19 protein-coding genes are annotated in these 23,095 nt (G+C 73.1%); 10 read left to right on the forward strand and 9 right to left on the reverse strand.

The genetic code is table 11. The features are described 5' to 3' along the window. The first annotated feature begins 8 nt into the window (after positions 1-8). Positions 9-2,621, forward strand: a complete 2,613-nt coding sequence (locus tag ACFC0D_RS08815; RefSeq protein ID WP_376432613.1) for a glycoside hydrolase family 3 C-terminal domain-containing protein — start codon at positions 9-11, stop codon at positions 2,619-2,621. 61 nt (positions 2,622-2,682) lie between these two features. Then, positions 2,683-3,348 carry a DedA family protein gene (locus ACFC0D_RS08820; protein WP_376432693.1) on the forward strand — a complete coding sequence of 222 codons (666 nt, stop codon included), beginning with the start codon at positions 2,683-2,685 and terminating at the stop codon, positions 3,346-3,348. 84 nt (positions 3,349-3,432) lie between these two features. Here ACFC0D_RS08820 and ACFC0D_RS08825 read toward each other — a convergent pair whose 3' ends face one another. Further along, a complete protein-coding gene (locus tag ACFC0D_RS08825; RefSeq protein WP_376432615.1) occupies positions 3,433-3,960 on the reverse strand; it encodes a gamma carbonic anhydrase family protein in 528 nt (175 codons plus the stop codon). Between the two features lie 122 nt (positions 3,961-4,082). Here ACFC0D_RS08825 and ACFC0D_RS08830 point away from each other — a divergent pair, with 122 nt between their 5' ends. Then, positions 4,083-4,826 carry an acyltransferase gene (locus tag ACFC0D_RS08830; RefSeq protein WP_376432617.1) on the forward strand — a complete coding sequence of 248 codons (744 nt, stop codon included), beginning with the start codon at positions 4,083-4,085 and terminating at the stop codon, positions 4,824-4,826. Between the two features lie 212 nt (positions 4,827-5,038). Here the strand turns inward: ACFC0D_RS08830 and ACFC0D_RS08835 are convergent, their stop codons facing one another. After that, on the reverse strand, positions 5,039-5,908 hold the full coding sequence (locus tag ACFC0D_RS08835) for an EamA family transporter (RefSeq protein WP_376432619.1): 870 nt from the start codon (positions 5,906-5,908) through the stop codon (positions 5,039-5,041). 118 nt (positions 5,909-6,026) lie between these two features. Here ACFC0D_RS08835 and ACFC0D_RS08840 point away from each other — a divergent pair, with 118 nt between their 5' ends. Together ACFC0D_RS08840 and ACFC0D_RS08845 are read left to right on the forward strand one after the other, a co-directional pair. After that, complete coding sequence (locus ACFC0D_RS08840) at positions 6,027-6,599, forward strand: helix-turn-helix domain-containing protein (RefSeq protein ID WP_376432621.1); 573 nt, start codon at positions 6,027-6,029, stop codon at positions 6,597-6,599. A 44-nt stretch (positions 6,600-6,643) separates the two neighbouring features. After that, positions 6,644-7,201 (forward strand): YbaK/EbsC family protein, encoded by a 558-nt coding sequence (locus ACFC0D_RS08845; RefSeq protein WP_376432623.1) that lies wholly within the window; start codon positions 6,644-6,646, stop codon positions 7,199-7,201. Between the two features lie 29 nt (positions 7,202-7,230). Here ACFC0D_RS08845 and ACFC0D_RS08850 read toward each other — a convergent pair whose 3' ends face one another. The 3 genes from ACFC0D_RS08850 to ACFC0D_RS08860 all read right to left on the reverse strand — a co-directional run bounded on the left by ACFC0D_RS08850 (position 7,231) and on the right by ACFC0D_RS08860 (position 10,700). Beyond that, on the reverse strand, positions 7,231-7,653 hold the full coding sequence (locus tag ACFC0D_RS08850; RefSeq protein WP_376432625.1) for a CoA-binding protein: 423 nt from the start codon (positions 7,651-7,653) through the stop codon (positions 7,231-7,233). Positions 7,654-7,722: 69 nt separating this feature from the next. Next, positions 7,723-9,177, reverse strand: coding sequence for a carboxylesterase/lipase family protein (locus ACFC0D_RS08855; protein WP_376432627.1), 1,455 nt, complete (start codon positions 9,175-9,177; stop codon positions 7,723-7,725). 35 nt (positions 9,178-9,212) lie between these two features. Next, positions 9,213-10,700 carry a long-chain fatty acid--CoA ligase gene (locus ACFC0D_RS08860; RefSeq protein WP_376432629.1) on the reverse strand — a complete coding sequence of 496 codons (1,488 nt, stop codon included), beginning with the start codon at positions 10,698-10,700 and terminating at the stop codon, positions 9,213-9,215. A gap of 358 nt (positions 10,701-11,058) precedes the next feature. Between ACFC0D_RS08860 and ACFC0D_RS08865 the strand changes: the two genes are divergently transcribed. The 4 genes from ACFC0D_RS08865 to ACFC0D_RS08880 all read left to right on the forward strand — a co-directional run bounded on the left by ACFC0D_RS08865 (position 11,059) and on the right by ACFC0D_RS08880 (position 17,647). Continuing rightward, positions 11,059-12,456 (forward strand): PucR family transcriptional regulator, encoded by a 1,398-nt coding sequence (locus tag ACFC0D_RS08865; RefSeq protein WP_376432632.1) that lies wholly within the window; start codon positions 11,059-11,061, stop codon positions 12,454-12,456. A 38-nt stretch (positions 12,457-12,494) separates the two neighbouring features. Continuing rightward, a complete protein-coding gene (locus tag ACFC0D_RS08870) occupies positions 12,495-13,121 on the forward strand; it encodes a YigZ family protein (protein WP_376432634.1) in 627 nt (208 codons plus the stop codon). Between the two features lie 126 nt (positions 13,122-13,247). Next, positions 13,248-14,420 (forward strand): exonuclease SbcCD subunit D, encoded by a 1,173-nt coding sequence (locus ACFC0D_RS08875; protein ID WP_376432636.1) that lies wholly within the window; start codon positions 13,248-13,250, stop codon positions 14,418-14,420. Further along, positions 14,417-17,647, forward strand: coding sequence for an AAA family ATPase (locus ACFC0D_RS08880; RefSeq protein ID WP_376432638.1), 3,231 nt, complete (start codon positions 14,417-14,419; stop codon positions 17,645-17,647). The genes ACFC0D_RS08875 and ACFC0D_RS08880 overlap by 4 nt, the downstream gene beginning before the upstream one ends. On the opposite strand, the gene ACFC0D_RS08885 is transcribed toward ACFC0D_RS08880, so the two are convergent. The 3 genes from ACFC0D_RS08885 to ACFC0D_RS08895 all read right to left on the reverse strand — a co-directional run bounded on the left by ACFC0D_RS08885 (position 17,637) and on the right by ACFC0D_RS08895 (position 20,508). Next, on the reverse strand, positions 17,637-18,083 hold the full coding sequence (locus ACFC0D_RS08885) for an Lrp/AsnC family transcriptional regulator (RefSeq protein ID WP_376432640.1): 447 nt from the start codon (positions 18,081-18,083) through the stop codon (positions 17,637-17,639). The genes ACFC0D_RS08880 and ACFC0D_RS08885 overlap by 11 nt on opposite strands. A gap of 174 nt (positions 18,084-18,257) precedes the next feature. Beyond that, positions 18,258-19,961: a DUF885 domain-containing protein gene (locus ACFC0D_RS08890; RefSeq protein ID WP_376432642.1), complete on the reverse strand. Its 1,704-nt coding sequence runs from the start codon at positions 19,959-19,961 to the stop codon at positions 18,258-18,260. A gap of 49 nt (positions 19,962-20,010) precedes the next feature. Next, a complete protein-coding gene (locus ACFC0D_RS08895) occupies positions 20,011-20,508 on the reverse strand; it encodes an Lrp/AsnC family transcriptional regulator (RefSeq protein ID WP_329123259.1) in 498 nt (165 codons plus the stop codon). Between the two features lie 59 nt (positions 20,509-20,567). On the opposite strand from ACFC0D_RS08895, the gene ACFC0D_RS08900 reads away from it, so the two are divergent. After that, complete coding sequence (locus ACFC0D_RS08900) at positions 20,568-21,773, forward strand: trans-sulfuration enzyme family protein (RefSeq protein WP_376432645.1); 1,206 nt, start codon at positions 20,568-20,570, stop codon at positions 21,771-21,773. On the opposite strand, the gene ACFC0D_RS08905 is transcribed toward ACFC0D_RS08900, so the two are convergent. Further along, entirely contained in the window at positions 21,700-23,094 is a 1,395-nt protein-coding gene (locus tag ACFC0D_RS08905) for a GNAT family N-acetyltransferase (protein WP_376432647.1), read from the reverse strand. The genes ACFC0D_RS08900 and ACFC0D_RS08905 overlap by 74 nt on opposite strands. Position 23,095: the final 1 nt, after the last annotated feature.

A 23,095-nucleotide genomic window follows, 5' to 3' on the forward strand; every position in this document is an offset into this window, starting at 1 on the left:
GCAGCGCATTGTCAGACGCCGATTCCCGTGAGCCGACACCGCCGTCCCACGGCCCCGAGGCCGACCCGTCCCCCGAAGCGGGCGCGCGTCGCGCACGCTCCGGACCGGCACGGGCCCATGCCGAGGGACGTCTGCCGCGCAGGACCGCCCTGTGGCTGCTCGGCGGGGCCGTCGCGGCCGCTGCCGCCGTGGCCGTACCAGCACATGCGAAGCCGGCACACGCGAACCAGGCGCGACCCAACCCGGAACGACCGAACCCGGCGCGCCGCCGGGTCGACCGGGTCGACGAACTCCTCGCGGCGCTCACGCTCGAGGAGAAGGTCTCCCTGCTGCACGGCGCCGCCGACCCGAAGGGCCTCGGCCAGGCCGGATACGTACCCGGTGTGGCGCGGCTCGGCCTGCCGCCGTTGCGGCTCGCCGACGGCCCGGCAGGGGTGCGCGTGAAGCTCGCCGCCACCGCTCTGCCCGCGCCCGTCATGCTCGCCGCCGCGTTCGACCCCGACCTCGCCCGCGCCTACGGCGGGGTGATCGGCCGTGAGGGGCGCGCGCTCGGCCAGGACGTGCTGCTCTCCCCGATGGTCAACCTGATCCGCACGCCGTACGCGGGACGGAACTTCGAGACCTTCTCCGAGGACCCGCTGCTCTCCGCAGACCTCGTCGCCGAGGAGATCCGCGGCATCCAGGGCGAGGGCCTGATCGCCACGGTCAAGCACTTCGCCCTCAACAACCAGGAGAAGGACCGGACGACCCTCGACGTACGGGCCGACGAGCAGACCCTCCACGAGACCGAGCTGCGCGGCTTCGAGGCCGCCGTGGCCGCCGGCGTGGGGTCCGTCATGGCCGCGTACAACAAGGTCGACGGTGTGTACTCCACCGAGAACGCGGCACTCCTGACCGATGTGCTGCGCACCCGCTGGGGCTTCGACGGCTGGGTGATGAGCGACTGGGGCGCCACGCACAGCACCGCGCCCGCCCTCGAAGCCGGCCTCGACATGGAGATGCCGAGGGGCGCGCGCTACGGCGACGCGCTCAGGACGGCGGTGCGGGACGGACTTGTGACCGAGGCGACCGTCGACCGGGCCGTGCGCCGCATCCTGTCCGTACGGGCGCGGTTCGGGCTCCTCGACGATGCCACCAGGCCGGACCGGGACGCGGAGGCGGGCGCCGCCGTCGCCCTGCGCGTCGCCACAGCCGGAGCCACCCTGCTGCGCAACAAGGGCGGGATGCTGCCGCTCACCGGCCCCGCCGCCCGCTCGCTCGCCGTGATCGGCCCCACCGGCACGCTCCCCTTCGTCAGCGGCGGCGGCAGCGCCTTCGTGGTCCCCGACTCCGCCGCTCGCCCCCTCGACGCCATCCGGGACCGGGCCGGCGCCGGCGCCACCGTCACCCATGCCCTCGGCGAGGATCTCTTCGGCCGGCCGCTGCCCGCCACGGAGCCCCCGACCGACCTGGAGAACCGCACCGTCGCCGCCAAGGCCACCTGGACCTACGAGGGCACCCTCACCGTCCCCGAGACCGACCGCTGGACCTTCCATCTCCACCACAGCGGCGCCCGGCCCCTCGTCACCCTGGACTCCACCGAGCTCTTCCCCGTCGTCCCGGGCGCCCCCGAGCAGCTCCCGGGAGGACTGCTGAGCCGCGCTCCGGACGGTCTCTCCGTCCGCCGCGACACCGTCGAGCTCACCGCGGGCACCCACCGTCTGACCGTCACCGCCCGCGGCGGGGCGGCCGGCCAGGTCCTCCGGCTCCGTGCGATCAGCGACTCCCAGCGGGAGGAGGACTTCGAGGAGGCCGTCGGTGCGGCCCGCGCCGCGCGGAGCGTCGTGTTCTTCGCGTACGAGGACGCCACCGAGGGCCAGGACCGCACGAGCCTGGCGCTCCCCGGCAACCAGGAGACCCTGATCGACGCGGTGACCGCCGCCAACCCCCGTACGACCGTCGTCCTCAACACCTCGTCCGCCGTCACCATGCCCTGGCTGGAGAGCAGCGCCGCCGTGCTGCAGATGTACTACCCCGGCCAGGAGGGCGCCGCCGCGACCACGGCCGTCCTCTTCGGCGACGCCGACCCCGGCGGACGGCTCACCCAGACCTTCCCCGCCGCCGAGGACCGGCACCCCACGGCGGGCGACCCGCTCCGCTACCCGGGGCGGGACGGGATCCAGGAGTACAGCGAGGGCGTCCACGTCGGCCACCGCTGGTACGACGCCAAGAAGGTGGAGCCGCTGTTCCCCTTCGGGCACGGGCTCTCGTACACCACGTTCGGTTACGACGGCCTGACGGTCGAGTCCGCCGACGACGGCGGACTCGCGGTCACCTTCACGGTGCGGAACACCGGCGGCCGGGCCGGGATCGAGGTGGCCCAGGTCTATCTCGGCCCGTCGCCCCACCTGGCCGCGCTCGGCGTCGACCAGCCGCGCCGGCTCCTGGCCGGGTACCGGCGCCTGGAGCTGGCGCCGGGCGAGCGGCGCCGTGTGACCGTGTCCATTGCCGCCCGCACCCTCTCCTCCTGGGACATCGCACGGCACGGCTGGGTGCTCGGGACGGGTCGGCGCCCGGTCGTCGTGGGAGCCTCCTCACGTGATTCCCGGCTTCGCGCGGAGGTCGTGGTGAGACCCCTGTGACCAGGTAGGCTGCCTCGGCGTGCGCGACGCGGCGCGCGCCTCGACACGGGAGGAATCCGCGTTGCACGTCCAGGAGTGGCTGGAGACGATCCCCGCGGTCGCCGTCTACGCGCTGGTGGGGGTGGTGATCGGGCTGGAGAGCCTGGGCATCCCACTGCCCGGCGAGATCGTCCTCGTGAGCTCGGCCCTGCTGGCCTCGCAGCACGGCGACATCAATCCGTACGTCCTCGGCGCCTGCGCCACGGCCGGCGCGATCATCGGCGACTCGATCGGTTACGCGATCGGCCGCAAGGGTGGGCGGCCGCTGCTCGCCTGGCTGGGGAAGAAGTTCCCGAAGCACTTCAGCGAGGCCAACATCGGGCTGGCCGAGCGGTCCTTCGAGAAGTGGGGCATGTGGGCGGTCTTCTTCGGCCGCTTCGTCGCCCTGCTGCGGATCTTCGCCGGACCGCTCGCGGGCGTGTTGAAGATGCCGTACTGGAAGTTCGCCATCGCCAATGTCTTCGGCGGCATCCTCTGGGCGGGCGGCACGACGGCCGTCATCTACTCGGTGGGCATCGTCGCCGAGGCCTGGCTCAAGCGCTTCTCCTGGCTCGGCCTGGTGCTCGCCGTCGTGGTCGGCCTCTCCTCGATGCTGATCCTGAAGAACCGCGCGAAGAAGGCCGCAGCCAAGGCGGAGTCCTCGGCCGAGTCGGCCCCGGAGCCCGTCCCGGCGACCGTCGCGGACTGACCCGGCGGGAGACCTCGGAGACACGGCGAGGGCGCGGCACCCGATTCGGGTGCCGCGCCCTTCGCCGTATCCGCTCCGCCGCTCTCAGTCCTCGAAAGCCTCGGCGTGGCCCTTGGCCAGGTGCAGGTACATCTCCGCGTTGAGACGGATCCCGGCCTGCTCCTCCTCCGTCAGCGGGCGCCGGACCTTGGCCGGGACGCCGGCGACCAGCGAACCCGGCGGGATCTCCATGCCCTGGGGGACGAGCGCCTGCGCGGCGATGAGCGAACCGGCACCGACACGGGCCCCGTTCAGGATCGTGGCACCCATGCCGACCAGGACGTCGTCCTCGATCGTGCAGCCGTGGACGGTCGCGTTGTGGCCGACCGTCACACGCTCGCCGATGGTGACCGGGAAGCCGGGGTCGACATGGACCGTGCAGTTGTCCTGGATGTTGGAGTCCTCGCCGACGACGACCGGACCGCAGTCCGCCCGGAGCACCGCGTGGTACCAGACGCTCGCGCGGGCGCCGAGCGTGACCTCGCCGAGCACGACGGAGGTCGGCGCGGTGAAGGCGGTCGGATCGACCCGCGGCTCCTTGCCGCCCACGCCCTTGATCAACGCCTCTGTCATCGTTCGCTCCTGATCCTTCGTCGTTGCGTCACGCCCTGCGGGGCAATCTAGCCCCCGCCTGATGACGGACATCACAGGGCACCCCCGTGATCAGGTACGACGGTGAGGACTACCGTGTCCGGGTGCCCAAGAACAGAAACACGTTCTCCTCTCTCGCCGCCTGGCGGCGCCGGGTTCTGGCCCGTGCCGTGCAGGGCGGATGGCGCTGGGTGCAGGAGGCCGGTTCCGTGACCGCCGAGAGCCCCGGACGGCTGCGCTTCCGCCGGCTCGGCGCGGGCACCCGACTCGCCTTCCCGCAGGGCACGGTCTTCGGCGAACAGTGGATCGAGATCGGCGAGTGCTGCATCATCGCCGAGCAGGTCACCCTCACCGCAGGCATGTTGCCGGGGCTCGACCTCGGCCCCGACACGGTCCTGACCCTCGGGAACGGTGTCGTCCTGGGGCGCGGCAGCCATGTCATCGCGGACACGACGGTGACGATCGGCTCGGACACGTACTGCGGTCCGTACGTCTACATCACCTCGACCAATCACAGCTACGACGATCCCGACGAGCCGGTCGGCAGGCAGTGGCCGCGCTCCGAGCCGGTCGAGATCGGCCCGGGCTGCTGGCTTGGCACGGGTGCGGTGATCCTGCCGGGCGCCAAGCTCGGCCGGAACGTGGTGGTCGCGGCGGGCGCGGTCGTACGGGGAGAGGTCCCGGACCACTCGGTGGTGGCCGGCGCCCCGGCGAAGGTCGTGCGCAGCTGGGACCCGGAGCTGGGCTGGCAGCCGCCGCTGCGGACGCCGGCGCCGGTGCCGATCCCGGACGGCGTCACGCACGAGCAGCTCGCCGCGCTGGCGGCCTGGGACCTCGCGGAGGGGTGACGCCGGCGCGGGCGTCAGGCGTGGGGCGTCCGGTCCGACCGTCGACCGGCGTGACCGTTGACGGGCGTGACCGTTGACGGGTGCGGCCCGCCCGGGCCCGACCGTCGACCGGGCTGACGGTCGACCGGGTCAGGCCAGGCCCGACCGTCGACCGGCCCGGCTGCGCGGCGCCTGGCGAGCGACGACTGCGTGCTGCTGTCCAGGTCCCGTCGTCAGCCCGTCGCGAGCAGCACCGTGCCGACCAGGGCGAGGCCCGCACCCGCCGCCTGTACCGCCCGCAACCGTTCCTTGAGCACTCCGCGTGCGGCCAGCGCCGTCACGACCGGGTAGAGGTTGGCCAGGACTGCGGCGACGGTGACCGGACCGTTCTGCGCCGCGATCGAGTACGTGCCGTTGGCGGCGACGTCCGCGAGGCCGACGAAGGCGAGCGCCGGGAGGGCCGCCCAGACGACCTTCATGCCCTCACCGCCCTCGGGCAGCGCCCGGCCGCCCCGCTTCACGGAGACGTAGAGGGCGCCACCGCCCACCGCCACATTGGTGACGCGCTGCACGAACAGGGCGAGGAACAGGCCGGTGAGGGTCGTGGACGCCTCCGCGATCAGGGCCATCACCGAGCCGAACCCGAAAGCCGCGACCACGGTGAGGAGCACCGCCTGCCGCTGCACCGGCGCGCCGCGCAGCTCCGGTCCGCCGGCCAGGACGATGCCCACGATCGCCACGCCGATCCCGGCGAACTGGAGCAGCCCCGGCCGGTCGCCGATGAGCAGGCCCACCGACACGGGCACCACGACGCCGAGCGAGCCGAGCGGGGAGACCACGCCCATCGGGCCGAGGGCCAGGGCCTTGTAGAAGGCGAGCATGGCCACCGGGCCGACCACACCCGCGGCGACCGCGTACCAGAGCTGGGGGCCGATCTCGCTCCAGCCGCCGGTGGCGACGACGATGGCGCCGAGGACCACGACCGCGATGGTCTGCGAGGCGACGACGACCGTCAGCGCGGGCATGCGCCGGGTGAGCAGCCCCCCGCCGAAATCGGCCAGCCCCCAGAGCAGGGCGGTGGCCAGGGCGAACAGCGCGGTCATGGAATCCTCGCAGGGTGGTGGTCTCGCAGTACAGTGCGGTGTACAGCTGAGTACACCGCGATAGACCACACGGTAGTTCAGTCTGTTGAACTCTGTCATCCAAAATATTGGACGGAATGTGTCGGACCTCGATCAGCTCACGCAGTCGCTCGCGCGGAATCTGAAGCGGTGGCGCAACGAGCGCGGTTTCACTCTGGACGCGCTCGCCGCACGGGCCGGGGTCAGCCGCGGCATGATCATCCAGATCGAGCAGGCCCGTACCAACCCCAGCGTCGGCACCACGGTGAAGCTGGCCGACGCGCTCGGCATCTCGATCACGACCCTCCTCGACTACGAGCAGGGCCCGCACGTCCGCCTCGTCCCGCCCGATCAGGCCGTGCGCATGTGGTCCACGTCCACGGGCAGCCACACCAAGCTCCTGGTCGGCACCGAGGCACGCGGCCCGCTGGAGCTCTGGTCCTGGACGCTGATGCCCGGCGACGGCAGCGCCTCCGACCCGCACCCCGACGGCACCACCGAACTGCTGCACGTCACGGAGGGCGAGCTCACCCTCGTCGTGGAGGGCGAGGAGCACCGGATCCCGGCCGGCACCTCGGCCGTCTTCGAGGCCAATGTGCCGCACGCCTACCGCAACGACGGCACGGACAAGGCCGAGATGACCATGGCGGTCTCCATCCCGCCCGCACGCTGAGACGACCAAACCCGGGGAACGGGCGCCTTGTTAGCGTGTCGCCCATGCGCGCACCCATCGGAGACTTCGACAACGCCGTTCCCGCCCCCGAGTGCCTCGACCGGCTCACCGAACCGGTGGCCGCCGCGGTCCGCGCCTGGCGGGGAGCCGTCCCGGCCGACCAGCTGCTGTATGTGGACACCGACCCGGAGATCGCCGACACGGCCGTCTTCGTCGAGCACTACGGGCCCCGGCTGCTCGACCAGTCCGCCAACTGCGTGATCGTCGCCGGGAAGCGCGGCGAGGAGACGACCCTGGCAGCCTGCGTGGTGCGCTCCGCCACCCGGGTCGACGTCAACGGAGTCGTCCGCAAGCACCTGGGATCCCGCAAGGTGCGGTTCGCGCCGTCGGAGACCGCGACCGGCGAGAGCGGCATGGAGTACGGGGGCATCACCCCGATCGGGCTCCCCGCCGACTGGCCGGTCCTCGTCGACGCCACCGTCGTCGACACCGAATGGGTCCTCGTCGGCAGCGGCCGACGGCGCGGCAAGCTCATCGTGCCGGGCAAGGCCTTCGCCCAACTGCCCGGCGCCGTCGTCCTGGAGGGCCTCGGCGTCGGCTGAGGCGTGGCGCGGGGCTTCGAGGGCCTCGCTCAGGCGAGGCGCGGGATCTCGATCGCGGGGCAGCGGTCCATGACCATGTCGAGGCCCGCCTCGCGGGTCCGGTCGTACGCCGCCTCGTCGATCACGCCGAGCTGGAACCACACCGCCTTGGCGCCGATGGCGGCCGCCTCGTCCGCGATCTGTCCCGCGTGCTCGCTGTTGACGAAGACGTCGACCACGTCGACCGGGAAGGGGATGTCGGCGAGCGAGGCGTAACCCTGCTCGCCGTGCACCGTCTCCGCCTTCGGATGGACGGGCACGATTCGCTTGCCGAAGCGCTGCAGCACCGCGGCCACGCCGTACGCAGCGCGCGCCCGGTTCGACGACAGGCCCACGACCGCCCAGGTGTCGCCCGTCGCGGTCAGGATCTTCCGTACGGTGTCCGACTCGGTGGTCGCGGTCTCGACGCTCATCTGCTGCCTCCTGTGGCTCGTCGCTGTCCAGAACGAGCCAGGGGCCCCGGTGATTCCCCGTCGGTCGTGTCAGGTGTCCCAGGCCCGCCGTTCGTCCTCGCGCGGGGACTCGACCAGCGTCGGGGCGCCCGGGCCGAAGGTCATCACCGGCCGGGACGGGTCCCAGGGCCGCCATCCCGGGTCGCCGGTCGCGGCGAACCGCGTCCAGGCCCCGTGCATCGCCGCCGCCAGCTCGCGTGGGGCGTCCGGGCCGGTGAGCGCCACCGCCTCGGGCCGGTCCAAGGTGTCGAAGACGAAGGCGATCTCCAGGGCGTGACAGGCGCCGAGGCCCATGACCGGGGAACGCCAGCCGAACTCGTACACATGGGTCGAGCCGGGACCCGTCGGCCGGGCGTCCGCCACTCGGTTCAGCGGCACGCGCAGCAGCTTGTCGGTCGCGAGCGCCCCGAGCAGCTCGCCCGGCGTCTCGCCGGGCCGGTTCGCCCGGTACGCGCGCGTGGTCCGCGACGGCACCTTGGTCCTCCACAGCGCCGCCCTCAGCGCGAGGCGGCTCAGCCGCTCGGTCAGCCGGCTGGGCACGAACCACAGGCGGTACTCCTCGGTGTTCGTCCCCATCAGCAGATCGACCTCCGCCGACGCCCCGTCGCGCAGTGCCTCGGCCGGGTCGCGGGGGAGCACCTCGCCGTCGACGGCGATCTGGAACGAGTGCCCACCCGTCAGCGGCGAGCCCTTCCCGGTCACCGCGGTCTGCGCGTCGAGGAGCCGGTCACGGGGTACGGCGGACAGCGCCCGCGCGGTCGCCTCGACGCCCAGGTGCGAGGCGATGGCCTCGGTCGTCCGGCGGGCCCGTTCGAGCGGAAGCGCGGTCGGCGCCCCGCTCTGGAGCACGGCGCGCCGGAACAGCCCCTTGGCGAGCGGGGAGGCGAGCAGCGCGGCGATCGAGATCGCGCCCGCCGACTCGCCGAAGACCGTCACGCGCTCCGGGTCGCCCCCGAAGGCCGCGATGTTCTCCCGTACCCAGGTCAGCGCGGCCAGCTGGTCACGCAGCCCCAGATTGGCCGGAGCGTCGGGGAACACCCCGAAGCCCTCGATGCCGAGCCGGTAATTGAGCGAGACGAGCACGACACCGTCGCGGGCGAACGCCGCCCCGTCGTAGACGGGGACGGACGACGAACCATGGACCAGCGAGCCACCGTGGATCCAGACCATGACCGGACGGCTCCCGGCCCCGCGCTCCCAGGGGGCCCAGACGTTGAGGTTGAGACAGTCCTCGCCCACGACGTCCGGATCCGGGAGCAGCGCGTCCAGCGGCGGGGCGTACGGGCGCTTGGGGGCCGTCGCCCCGAAGGCGACCGCCTCGCGCACGCCGTCCCAGGGTTCGACGGCCTCGGGCGCCCCGAAGCGCAGCGGACCCACGGGGGCCTGGGCGTACGGGACACCGAGGAAGGAGGCCACACCGCCTTCCAGGGAGCCCCGCAGGACACCTTCACACGTGGTCACCAGCGGACCGGCACCATCGGACATCGGTTCAGCCCCCTCCTCGGCGCGCCGCGCCGTGCTCAGACCGCGGACACCAGCGCCCGCTTCAGGACCTTGCCGGTCGGCCCGAGCGGCAGCTCGTCGACGAACCGGACCACCCGCGGGTACTTGTGACGACCGAGACGCTCCTTCGACCATTCGACGAGCTCCTCCGTCGTGACCACGCCGGCGTCGGCGCGCCGGACGATCACCGCGCAGACCTCCTCGCCCTTAGCGTCGTCGGGGATGCCGATCACCGCGACCTCGGAGACGGCCGGGTGGCGGACCAGGACCTCCTCGACCTCGCGCGGGTAGATGTTGAAGCCGCCCCGGATCACGAGGTCCTTCTTCCGGTCCACGATGCTCAGGAACCCGTCCTCGTCACGGACCCCGAGGTCACCCGTCCGGAACCAGCCGTCGACCACCGCCGCGGCCGTCGCCTCCGGGTCGTCGAGATACCCCGCGAAGACGTTGTGCCCGCGCACCACCACCTCGCCGATCTCGCCGTCCGCGAGGAACCGGACCTCGTCGTCCACAGCCGCGTCCGCGATCCCGATCTCGACACCCCAGACGGGGTGTCCGACCGTCCCGGGACGCCGTCCGATGTGCGGCTGGTTGAAGGTGGCGACCGGCGAGGTCTCGGTGAGGCCGTAGCCCTCCAGGACCTGGGTCGAGAACGTCTCCTCGAACCGTTCGAGCACGGCCACCGGGAGCGCCGCGCCACCCGAGACCGCGGCGCGCAGCGCCACCTGCCCGGAGCCCGACACGGCCGCCGCCTCCACCAGGGCGTGGTACATCGTCGGAACGCCCATGAAGACGGTGACGCCCTCACCGGCCAGCACCTCCAGCGCCGCGGCCCCGGTGAACCGGGGCATCAGTACCAGCGTGGCCCCGACCCGCAGCGTCCCGTTCATGGCGCACGTCTGCCCGTAGCTGTGGAAGAGCGGCAGACAGCCGAGGACCACGTCCTCCGCGCCCAGACCCAGCAGGTCCTGCGAGGTCACGGAGGCGTTCAGCACGATGTTGAGATGCGTGAGCCGGGCGCCCTTCGGCCGTCCCGTCGTCCCGCTCGTGTAGAGGATCACGGCCGTGTCGGAGGGTTCGGCCGGCTCGGGGGCGCGCAGCGGCTCGGCCGCCGAAGGCGCGCCCTGCAGCGCGCGCACCCCGGCGGCCCGCGCCGCCTCCTCGGCCACCGGCCACAGCGGTCCGCCGCTGACGATCGCCACCGCCTTGCTGTGCTCCAGGACGTACTGGACCTCCTCGGCCACCAGGAGCGCGTGCACCGGCACGACGGTCGCCCCCGCGGCCAGCGCGCCGTAGTACACCCGCAGGAACTCCGTGGTGTTCGGCAGGAGTACCGCGACCCGGTCGCCCGGCTTCACGCCCGCGGCGCGCAGCCCGGCGGCGCAGCGGAGCGCCTCGCCCCACAGTTCCCCGTACGTCACCCGGGCCGCGCCCTCCACCACCGCGATCCGGTCGGGGAAGTGGCGGGCGGACTCGCCCAGGACGTTGGCGACGCTCAGTGACATGGCACGCTCCAGGAAACACCGCGTTGACAATCGCTTGACACGAGACAGAATCCGTCGCCATGCCGGCCGGGCACCATGTGCATCTGCCCACCATGTGACCGACGGAGCTGGGCAGCGGCCCCCTGTGGCCGACCGGGGCGTGGCATTCGCCAAATTCCGGCGTTACGGTGCGGCCATGACGCACGGCCCCCCGACGACTCCCGGCAGGACGCCCCGCCCCACGACGCCGGGAGACGCGACGCGCGGATCCACGACGCTCGGAGGCGGCGCGGGGCGTGGCTCCGCATCGTCCGGAGGCGCGGCCCGCGGGTCCGCATCGTCCGGTTCCGCGGCACGCGGCTCCACATCACCCGGTTCCATGGCGCGTGGCTCCGCGACGTCCGGCTCGACGGCTCCCGGAGGCCGGGGCGCGCACACCCCCGTCGGCTCCGCCACCGGCGCGCTGCGCCACACCCCCGTCGGCTCCGCCACCGGCGCGCTGCGCCACACCCTCGCCACCGCGCTGATCGACGACCTCGACCGCCTCACCGACCGGGCCGTCGACGACATCCGCGCCCACAGCGGCACGTACGCCTCCGGAACCCCCGTCACACGCGAGGAGCTGTGGAGGTTCGTCCGCGACAACCTGCTGCGAGCCCTGGAGGACTTCGGCGGACTGGCCCCCACCGGCGGAGACTTCGAGGACGCGGCCCGCGCGACCGGCCGCCGCCGGGCCGAGCAGAACGTCCCGCTCGACACCGTTCTGTGTGCCTACCGCCGGGGCGGCCGCGTCCTGTGGCTGGTGATGGCCGAACATCTGCGGACCAGGCCCGGCCGGGACTCCGACAGCCGCGACACCGAGCTCGACGTCGCCGGCGCGGTCTGGGAGACCATCGACCGCTACTCGGTCGTCATGTCCGACGCGTACCGCCTGACCCAGCTGGAGATGCAGAGCCGCCAGGACACCCGCCGGGTCGCGCTCTTCGAGGCGCTGCTCGACGGTCGCGCCGACGACCCGGCCGTCGCCGCGGCCGCCTCCGCCGCACTCGGCGTGCCGCAGCAGGACCGGTACGTCGTGGTGGTCGCCGCCCAGGACCCGGCCGCCCCGCCCCACCCGGCACCCGTCCTCGAGGCGCACGGCATGTGGTCGTTCTGGCGCCCCCGTGGCGGCCGCTACGCCGGCATCGTCCGGCTGCCGCGCGGCGCGGACGCCCACCGCACCCTGCTCGACCTGCTCCGGAACCGGACGGGCGCGACCGCCGGGGTCTCCCCGGAGTTCGACCGGCTCGCGCGGGCCGGCCGGGCACTGCGCCTGGCCGAGGAGACCCTCCGTACGCTCCCCACGGGCAGTGGCGAGGCGGCCACGTTCGACGACCGGCTCGCCGAGGTGCTGCTCAGCGGCCGGGGTGACATCTCCGAGCGGATCGTCACCGTCCACCTCGGACCCGTCCTGGCCACCGGCGGCGAACGCGCCGCCCTCCTCGAGACCCTCCGGGTCTGGCTGGACAACGGCTGCTCGGCGGCCCGGGCTGCCGAGCAGCTCTACTGCCACCGCAACACGGTCCTCAACCGCATCAGCCGAATCGCGGAGCTCACCGGCCGTTCCAGCGAGTCGGGTGCCACCCGCCTCGGCTGGTCCCTGGCCCTGAGGGCGCTGCCCCTCGCGGACCTCGGCGACCCGGCCGGCGCCGGAGATTTCGGGGACCTCGGCGGACCGGGCGACTTCGGTGGCTTCGCCGGCCTCGGCGCGGAGCCCGAGCGGGCGCCGGGGGACTGACGGCCGGGAGCACGGGCGCGGGCGCATAGGGTGGCGGGATGCAGGAGCAGTACCGCACGCTCGCCCGCGAGGGTGTGCACGAGACCGAGATCAACCGATCGCGCTTCATCTGCGCGCTGGCACCCGTCGCGACCGAGCAGGAGGCGCAGGAGTTCGTCGCACGCATCCGCAAGGAGCACCCGACCGCCACGCACAACTGCTTCGCGTACGTCATCGGCGCCGACGCCGCCGTCCAGAAGGCGAGCGACGACGGCGAGCCCGGCGGCACGGCGGGTGTACCGATGCTCCAGATGCTCATGCGGCGGGAGGTGCGGTACGTCGCCGCGGTCGTGACCCGCTACTACGGTGGCGTGAAGCTCGGCGCCGGCGGTCTGATCAGGGCGTACGGCGGTGTGGTCGGCGAGGCCCTGGACGCACTCGGCACGATCACCCGGCAGCGCTTCCGTCTCGCCACCGTCACCGTCGACCACCAGCGTGCGGGCAAGCTGGAGAACGACCTGCGGGCGACCGGGCGCGCGGTCCGTGAGGTGACGTACGCCGAGGGGGTCACCATCGAGATCGGTCTGCCGGACGCGGACGTGGCGGAGTTCCGCGCCTGGCTCGCGGACGCGACGGCCGGCGCGGCGACGCTGGAGCTCGGCGGCGAGGCGTACGGCGATGCCTGAGCGCGTCATCCGCCGAGGGCACCCGTCCGCGACCCCGGGCGTTGCGCATGTCCTCGGGATTCCCGCAGCCCCTGGGATTCCCGAAGCCCCGACCGATGTCCGACCCCACCGATACGCTCCTGGATCATGAGATTCCTGCACACGTCGGACTGGCACCTGGGACGGTCGTTCCACCGGGTCGGCCTGCTCGACGCCCAGTCCGCGTTCCTCGACCACCTGGTGGCCACGGTGCGCGAGCGTGACGTGGACGCGGTCCTCGTCGCCGGGGATGTCTACGACCGGGCCGTGCCGCCGCTCTCCGCCGTCGAGCTCTTCGACACCGCCCTGCACCGTCTCGCCGAGGTCGGGGTGCCGACGGTCATGATCTCCGGGAACCACGACTCGGCCCGCCGCCTCGGGGTCGGCGCCGGGCTCATCGAGCGCGCCGGAATCCATCTGCGGACGGACCCGACCGGCGTCGGCACGCCCGTCGTCCTCACCGACGCCCATGGGGACGTGGCCCTGTACGGCCTTCCCTACCTCGAACCGGCCCTGGTCCGCGAGCAGTTCGGTGTCACCAAGGCCGGGCACGAGGCGGTCCTCGGCGCTGCCATGGACCGCGTCCGGGCCGACCTCGCGCAGCGGCCCGACTCCACCCGGTCCGTGGTCCTCGCCCATGCCTTCGTCGCCGGCGGCGAACCGAGCGACAGCGAACGGGACATCACCGTCGGCGGTGTCGCCGCCGTCCCCGCCGGAGTCTTCGACGGCGTCGACTACGTGGCCCTCGGCCATCTGCACGGCAGTCAGGCCGTCACCCCGCGCGTGCGCTACTCCGGCTCCCCGCTGGCCTACTCCTTCTCCGAGGTGGATCACCGCAAGACCATGTGGTTGATCGACCTCGGACCCGAGGGCGGCATCGAGGCCGCCGAGCGGATCGACTGCCCGGTGCCCCGGCCCCTCGCCCGGATGAGGGGACGGCTGGACGACCTGCTGGCCGACCCCGCCCTCGTACGGCACGAGCAGTCCTGGGTCGAGGCGACCCTCACGGACCCCGTGCGGCCCGCCGAGCCCATGGCCCGGCTCACCGAACGCTTCCCGCACACCCTGAACCTGGTCTTCGAGCCGGAGCGCACCGAGGGCGACCCCTTCGCCTCGTACGCACAGCGGCTGCGCGACCGCAGCGACCAGCAGATCGCGGAGGACTTCGTGGCGCATGTCCGCGGCGGCGCGGGACCGGACGGCGCCGAACGGAGCGTGCTGTACGGCGCGTTCGACGACGTACGGGTGGACGCGGCGGAGCGCGAGGTGGGCGCCCGGTGAGACTGCACCGCCTTGCCGTCACCGCGTTCGGTCCCTTCGGCGCCACCCAGGAGATCGACTTCGACGCCCTGTCCTCCGCGGGGCTCTTCCTGCTCCACGGACCGACCGGCGCGGGCAAGACCTCCGTCCTCGACGCCGTCTGCTTCGCCCTGTACGGCGCCGTGCCGGGCGCGCGGCAGTCCCCGGGAGCCTCGCTCCGCAGCGACCACGCCGCGACCGGCACCTCCACCGAAGTCACCCTCGAACTGACCGTGGGGGACCGGCGGTTGGAGATCACCCGACGCCCGGCCCAGCCACGCCCCAAGAAGCGGGGCGGCGGCTTCACCACCGAGAAGGCGCAGAGCCGGCTGCGGGAGTACGACGCCGGCACGGCGGAGTGGACCGGGCTCAGCCGCTCCCACCAGGAGATCGGCGAGGAGATCACCCAGCTCGTCGGGATGAGCCGCGAGCAGTTCTGCCAGGTCGTCCTCCTTCCCCAGGGCGACTTCGCGCGCTTCCTGCGTGCCGACGCCGAGGCCAGGGGCAAGCTGCTCGGGCGGCTCTTCGACACCCGCCGGTTCGCGGCCGTCGAGGAGCGCCTCGCCGATCTGCGGCGCGCCGCCGAGCAGCAGGTACGGGAGGGGGACGAGCGGCTGCTCGCGCTGTCCCACCGGATGGCGCAGGAGACGGGCGGCGCCGTGGTCGAGGAGCGGCCAGGTGAGCCCGGACTCGCCGAGGCCGTCCAGACCCGGGCCGCCGTGGCCCGGTCCGAGGCGCGCGAGGCGCTCGACATCGCCGACTCCGCGGTCTCGGCGGCCGAGTCCCGACAGGCGGCCGCCCGCCACGCGCTCGACACGGAACGGGACCTGGCGAACCGTCAGGCGCGGCACGCGGAGGCGCGGCGACGGCAGCGGGAACTGGAGGAACGCCGGCCCGAGCGGGACGTGTGGGAGGCGACGCTGGAGCGCGCCCGCAAGGCCGACCGCGTGGCACCCGCCCTCGGACTGCGGGCCGACGCGGAGCGCGAGCACGCGGCCGCGGGCTCCGCCCGGCAGCGGATCCGCGGCAGGCTGCCCGCCGACCTGGCCGACGCGGGCGCGGAGCAACTGTCCGCCCTGGAGCGCCGACTGCGCGAGGAGCTCGGCGGCCTGGAGTCCGCGCGGCGCGCCGAGAGGCGCAGCGCCGACATCGCCCAGGAACGCGCCGTTCTGGAGCGCCAGGCCCGCGCCGACGAGGAGATCCTCCAGGACGCGGGCGGCTGGCTCGCAGGGTGGGAGGCGCGGCGGGCGGAGCTGACGGCACGCATCGAGGCGGCCCAGGAGGCCGCCGCCCGCGCCGAGCACCTGGCGGGCCGCCTCGAACCCGCCCGCCGCAGGCTGTCGGCGGCCCGCCGCCGCGACGACCTCGCGGAGCGGACGAACACCGCCGAGGCCCGGCTCACGGCTGCCCGCGAGCACCGCAACACGGCCCACGAGGCCTGGCTCGACGTCAAGTCCCGTCGCCTGCAGGGCATCGCGGCGGAACTGGCCGCCGCCCTCACCCCCGGCGCCCCCTGCCAGGTCTGCGGCTCCGCCGACCACCCGGCCCCCGCCCGCACCGGCGCCGACCACGTCGACCGCACCGCCGAGGACGCGGCCTACGCCGCCTTCACTCGCGCGGAGGAGACCAGGACCACAGCCGAACGCGAGCTCGCGGTCACCCGCGAATCCTGGTCCGCGGCCCGCGCGGAGGTCCTCGCGGGACCCTCACCCGTGATCCCGACACAGGGCCGCGCCTCTGCCGACGCGGAGACACGCGCAGGAGTCCTCACAGGCAGCGCCGCCGCCGCAACCCCGAATGCGGGCCACACGCCCAGCGGCGACGAGCAGTCCGCCCTGCACGCCTCCGTCGGGCGGGCCCCGAGCGGAACCGCGGGCGAGGGCGCCGCTCCCGTGGCCGACGAGAGGATCCCGGCAGAAGCGGTGGCGGCCGAGCCCACCGTCTCCGAACTGGCCCGGGAAGTGGAGGAGTTGGCCGCGCGGCATACCGAGGCACACTCGCTCGCCGCGCAGACGCACGGGGCGCGTGAGGCGCTCGCGCGGGCCGAGCGGGAGTACGAGAGCAGGGTCGGCGCGCAGCGGGACGCCGAGCGGCGGATGGCGGGGCGCACCTCGCAGCGTGAGGCGCTCGACCGCGAGCAGGCCGGCCTGGACGCCGAACTGGTCAGAGGCCGTGGCGAGTCCGGGAGCGTCGCCGAGCACGCCTCGCGGCTGGAGCGGAAGATCGCCATCCTGATCGACGCGGCCGAGACCGTACGGGCCGTGGACCTCACCTCCCAGCGGCTCAAGGAGGCCGACGACCGGCTCGCCGACGCCGCCTTCCGCGCCGGTTTCGACACCCCCGCCCAGGCCGCCGGCGCGCTCCTGGAGGACGGCGAGCGCCGTACCCTCCAGCAACGGCTCGACGCCTGGCAGGCGGAGGCCGCCGCTGTCGCCGACCGGCTCGCCGAGCCCGGGACACGGGCCGCCGCCGACCGGCCGCCCGCCGAACCGGCGAGCGCCGAGGCCGCGCACACCGCGGCCGAACGGGCTCTGCGGGACGCCACGTCGGCCCTCGCGGTCGTACGCGAGCGGTGCGCCGAGCTGGCACGGCTCTCCCGGCAGGCCGACACGGAGGTCCGCCGCCTGGGGCCGCTCCGCGAGGAGTACGAACGGGTCGCCCGGCTCGCCGGCCTCACCGCCGGCACCTCGGCCGAGAACGAACGGAAGATGCGCCTGGAGTCGTACGTACTGGCCGCCCGGCTAGAGCAGGTCGCGGCCGCCGCCACCGCCCGCCTCCAGCGCATGTCCTCCGGCCGCTACACCCTGGTCCACTCCGACGCCCGGACCGGCGGCAAGCGCGCAGGACTGGGCCTCCACGTGGTCGACGCCTGGACGGGCAACGAGCGCGACACCGCCACCCTCTCCGGCGGCGAGACCTTCTTCGCCTCCCTGGCGCTCGCACTGGGCCTCGCCGATGTCGTCACCGACGAGTCCGGCGGCGTCCGTCTCGACACCCTCTTCATCGACGAGGGCTTCGGCAGCCTGGACGACCAGACCCTCGACGAGGTGCTCGACGTCCTCGACTCCCTGCGCGAACGGGACCGGAGCGTCGGCATCGTCAGCCACGTCGGCGACCTGCGCCGCCGCATCCCGGCCCAGCTGGAGGTGGTCAAGGAGCGCAGCGGCTCGGCCGTGAAGCTTTGTACGGGAGGCGGCCTCAGCGGCTGATCGGGCGCCGGGGGAGGGGTGAGGAGTAGACGACGTTCGTCGTCACCGAGCCGAGCGTGGCGATCTTCCCGGAGATCTCCTCCAGATGCTTCATGGACCGGGCCGCGACCTTGATCACGAAGCAGTCGTCGCCGGTCACATGGTGCGCCTCCAGAATCTCGGGGGTGGTCCCGACGAGATCGTGGAAGGGCTTGTAGTTGCCGTTGGGGTAGCGCAGCCGGACGAAGGCCAGGATCGGCAGCCCGAGCCGCTCCTGGTCCACCACCGCCGTGTACCCGGCGATCACCCCGGCCTCCTCCAGCCTGCGCACCCGCTCGGTCACCGCGGACGCCGACATCGACACGGCCCGCGCCAGCTCGGCGAAGCTGGCCCTGCCCTCGGCCTGCAGGGCCTCGAGGATGCGCCAGTCGGTGGCGTCCGGTGAATATCCGCTCATGAACGAGATGTAGCAGGGAAATCCCCGGTCGATCAAGAAATGCCCGGGGATTCCCACCGTACGAAACGGGCAGCGGGGCCGGATTTCCACCCGGCCCCGCCCTCATCCGTCCCGATTGCCACTGCGCCCGTGGGCCGTCGACCCATGACCCGGAGCGGTGCCCATGGCCCGCGATCAGAGACGCGAGATCTCGTCCACGAGGTCGTCGAGGCCCAGCGGGCCCTGTGACAGTGCCGCCATGTGCCAGGCCTTCGCGTCGAACGCGTCGCCGTGCGCCGCCCGCGCGTTGGCGCGGCCGAGCAGCCAGGCCCGCTCGCCCAGCTTGTAGCCGATCGCCTGGCCCGGCATCGACAGATAGCGGGTCATCTCGCTCGCGACGAAGGCCGCCGGCCGGCTGGAGTGCTGCTGGAAGAACTCCTCCGCCAGCTCGGGCGTCCACCGCTCGCCCGGGTGGAAGGGCGAGTCCGCCGGGATCTCCAGCCGCAGGTGCATGCCGATGTCGACGATCACGCGACAGGCGCGCATCATCTGCCCGTCCAGGTAGCCGATCCGCCGCTCGGCGTCCGGCAGGAAGCCGAGCTCGTCCATCAGCCGCTCCGCGTAGAGCGCCCAGCCCTCGGCGTTGGCGCTCACTCCGCCGATCGTCGCCTGATAGCGGGAGAGCTGATCGGCCACGTGCACCCACTGGGCGATCTGCAGATGGTGGCCCGGCACACCCTCGTGGTACCAGGTCGACACCAGGTCGTACACCGGGAAGCGGGTCTGGCCGTCGACCGGCAGCCAGGTGCGCCCGGGCCGGGAGAAGTCCTCCGAGGGGCCGGTGTAGTAGGGCGCCGCGGCGCCGCCGGGCGGAGCGATGTGCGACTCCACCTTCCGTACCCGCTCGGCGAGTTCGAAGTGGGTGCCGTCGAGCGCCTCGATCGCCTGGTCCATCAGGTTCTGCAGCCAGACCCTGACCTCTTCGACGCCCTCGATGTGCGTGCCGTGCTCGTCCAGGTGCGCCAGGGCCTCCCACGGACCCGCGCCGGGCAGGATGCGCTCCGCCTCGACGCGCATCTCGGCGAGGAGACGGTGGTACTCGGACCAGCCGTACGCGTAGGCCTGGTCGAGGTCCAGGTCCGTGCCGTTGAAGTAGCGCGACCACCGCTGGTAGCGCTCGCGGCCCACCGTGTCGGGGGCACCGGCGACCGCAGGGGCGTACACGTCCCGCATCCAGTCCCGCAGCGCGGCGACCGCCGCGGTCGCACCCGCGGCCGACTCGGCGAGTTCCGTACGCAGTTCGGGACGGAGCGACTCCGGTCCCTGCGCGGCGAACTCCTCGAACCAGCCACGGCCTTCGGTGTCCCCGCCCGACCACTCCGTCAGCTGCTCGACGAAGGTCGCGGTCGGCCGGGGCCCGCCCAGAAGCTTGCGCTCGAGTCCGAGGGCGAGCGAGGCGCGATAGCCCTCCAGTGCCGCCGGAACCGCGCGCAGCCGCTGGGCCACGGCCTCCCAGTCCTCTTCGGTCTCCGTCGGCATCACGGTGAACACGATCCGCACGCTGTGCGCGGGGGAGCGCATGTTGCTGACCGTGCAGAGGCTTTCATCGGCCTCGTGGACGGCGAGTTCGGCCGTCAGTCGCTCCCGCAGCAGGCGGCCGCAGCGCCGTTCGGCATCGGTGTCCGCGCCGGGCCGCTTCTCGGCCTCGTCGAGCAGGGCCAGGGTGCGGCGGACGAGTTCGGCCACCGTCTCCTGCCCGGCCGGCGAGAAGTCGGGAAGGCGACCTGCGCTTTCCTTGACTCCCAGGTATGTACCGGTGATCGGGTCGAGTTCGATGAGTGCGTCGACGAAGGTGTCGGCGACCTGGCGGGGCAGCGCGCTGCTGGAAGTCGTTGGCATGAGGCTCATCCTCGTGCCTCCGGCGTGCCCGCGTCACCCTCATTCGATCTCAGTCGGCTGACAAATGAGCGCCGGGAGAGGGCGGCAGAAGTGGTCCGCACTCCCACTGCTGGAAGATCAACCGGGTCTCCACGCGGGCCACCTCGCGGCGCGAGGTGAACTCGTCGAGCACGAGTCTTTGCAGGTCGGCGGGGTCGGCCACGGCCACGTGCACGAGATAGTCGTCCGGTCCCGTCAGATGGAACAGTGCCCGGGACTCCGGAAGCGCGCGAATGCGTTCGACGAACGGACCGATCAGTTCGCGCCGGTGCGGGCGGACCTGGACAAGGAGGAGCGCTTCGAGCCCCCGGCCGAGTTTGGCCGAATCCAATCGAAGCCGGTGTCCCAGGATCACTCCCGTGCGGCGCAGCCGCGCCACCCGGTCGAGGCAGGTGGACGGCGCGACGCCGACCTCGGCGGCGAGTTCGCGGTAGGTGGTCCGGGCGTCGTTCTGCAGGAGGCGAAGTATGTGCAGATCGACCGGGTCCAGTACGACAGAATCGGCCATTCGCCGAACGTAGCACGGACATTCGACGCTACTTTCCGGTATCCGTTCACAGTTCCGCCATGTACATGGACTACGACGCCTCCACCCCCAGGGCTCTGGCCACCGAAGCCGTGCACGCCGGCCGCGAAGACCTCGCGGAGCTCGGTGTGCACGCCCCGCCGATCGATCTGTCCACGACGTACCCCTCGTACGACACCCGGGCCGAAGCCGCCCGGATCGACGAGTTCGCCACCACGGGAGCCCGGCTCGACGGGCCGCCCGTCTACGCCCGCCTGGACAACCCCACCACCGCCCGGTTCGAGTCGGCGCTCGCCCGGCTGGAGGGGACCGACTCCGCCGTGGCCTTCGCCAGCGGCATGGCGGCGCTCACCGCCGTACTGCTCGTCCGGGCGAGCCTCGGGCTGCGCCACGTGGTGGCCGTCCGGCCGCTGTACGGCTGCAGCGACCATCTGCTGAACGCCGGCCTGCTCGGCACCGAGGTCACCTGGACCGATCCGGCGGGCATCGCCGAGGCGATCCGTCCGGACACCGGCCTGGTGATGGTGGAGTCCCCCGCCAACCCGACCCTCGCCGAGGTCGACATCCGCGCCGTGGCCCACGCCTGCGGCTCGGTGCCGCTGCTGGTCGACAACACCTTCGCCACTCCGGTGCTCCAGCGGCCGGTCGAGCACGGTGCGCGGATCGTGCTGCACAGTGCGACCAAGTACCTGGGCGGTCACGGCGACGTCATGGGCGGCGTGGTGGCCTGCGACGAGGAGTTCGCCCGCTCGCTGCGCCAGGTGCGGTTCGCCACCGGCGGAGTGCTGCACCCGCTCGCCGGCTATCTGCTGCTGCGGGGACTGTCCACCCTGCCGGTACGGGTACGGGCGGCGTCGTCGACGGCTGCGGAGCTGGTCCGGCGGCTGGCCACCGATCCGCGCATCGCCCGGGTCCACTACCCGAGGGTGGGCGGCGCGATGGTCTCGTTCGAGGTGTACGGAGACCCGCACGACGTGATCGCCGGCGTCCGGCTGATCACGCCCGCGGTCAGTCTCGGCAGCGTCGACACCCTGATCCAGCACCCGGCCTCCATCAGCCACCGGATCGTGGCCGAGGGAGACCGGCGCTCGGCGGGCGTCAGCGACCGGCTGCTCCGGATGTCGGTCGGTCTGGAGGACGTGGAGGACCTGTGGCGGGATCTGACGCAGGCGCTCAGCGCTCCGCCTGCTGGTACTCCTCGTACGACACACGGCTCTGCGTCGGAGTCGCCCCGAGCCGGGCGGTGATGACGAGGGTCCCCTCCTCGATCTGGTAGTCGAGGGGGAGGTTGAGCGCACGCATGGCGGCGACCATGCCCGTGTTGGAGGACTGGGTCACCGCGTAGACGCTCTCGCATCCGGCCTCGACGGCCATGGCCACAAGACGGCCGAGTAGTTCGGAGCCGATGCCCCGGCGCTGCCAGTCGTCCTCGACCATCAGGGCGACCTCCGTCTCGTCGCCGTCCCACAGCAGATGGCCGAGGGCGACGAGCCGGCCGGAGGCCGTCTGCACGGCGAGGGTGCGGCCGAAGCGGGGGCTGAGGAGGTGGCTCAGATAGCGGTCGGCGTCGCCGACCGGCCCGTGGTAGCGCAGCCCCAGGGTCCGCTCGGAGCAGCGGTCGTGCATGGCGCGGGCCGCGACCAGGTCGCTCTGGTCGGCGCGGCGGACCGTGATCTCGTTGCCCTCGGGCAGGGTGAGGACGTCGTGGCTGCGCGGGATGCGCGGGCCGAGGCGTGCGTCGAGTTCGACGAGCGCGCGAGCGCGGGCGAACTCGGTCGGGGTGAACGGCAGATAGGGCCGCTCGATCGTGATCGCCCCGCCGTTGGGGTCGCGCAGCCGCATCACCGTCTCCTCCAGAACGCCCTCGACCGGTGCGGTCTCCCCGGTGGGCCGGCCGGTCAGGGAGACGGCGGGCAGCGAGTGGATGGTGCACCGACCGAGCAGCTGGCGCAGAGCCAGCGGGAGTTCGGCGGCGTCGAGGGCGGTGCGGGTGGCGAGGCCGAGCAGCCGGGTCGGAGTGTCCACCAGGTCGTGGGCGTCGGCCCGCTCGATCCAGGTGCTGCTTCCGCCCGCGGCGGCGATCTCGCGGGTGAGTTCGTTGGCCTGGAGGACGGCCGGGGCGCGCAGCAGGAACTCGTCGACCGTGCCCTCGGCGAGCGGATGGGTCTGCAGGGTCAGGATGTCGACCTCGTGGCGGGCCAGCGCGGTGCACAGCGCGGCGAGGCTGCCCGGGGCGTCACGGACCGTGGTCCGCATCCGCCAGAGGCTCGTTTCGACGGGCTCGCCGGTGCCGGTGTCCGACGGCAGCGGGGTGTGCCCGCTGCCGCCGGGATCACCGGCCGGCGGTGCATGGCTGTGGCGCCGTGCCCACCATGTGTGGAAGGTGGCCGTGGCGATCAGGGCGATCGCGGAGAAAACCAGCATGTACGGACCGTCGGCGCCGCGGACGACGGTCTTGGCGATCGTGTCGGCCACCACCACGGCCGTGAACAGGGCGGCCAGCTCGATGAGGTCCCGCCGCCAGTGGTGGGGACGGCGGGCGCTCTTCGCGGATGTCACATCAGTCATG

This window comes from Streptomyces sp. NPDC056222, from assembly GCF_042264065.1.
In the GTDB taxonomy this organism is placed as follows: domain Bacteria; phylum Actinomycetota; class Actinomycetes; order Streptomycetales; family Streptomycetaceae; genus Streptomyces.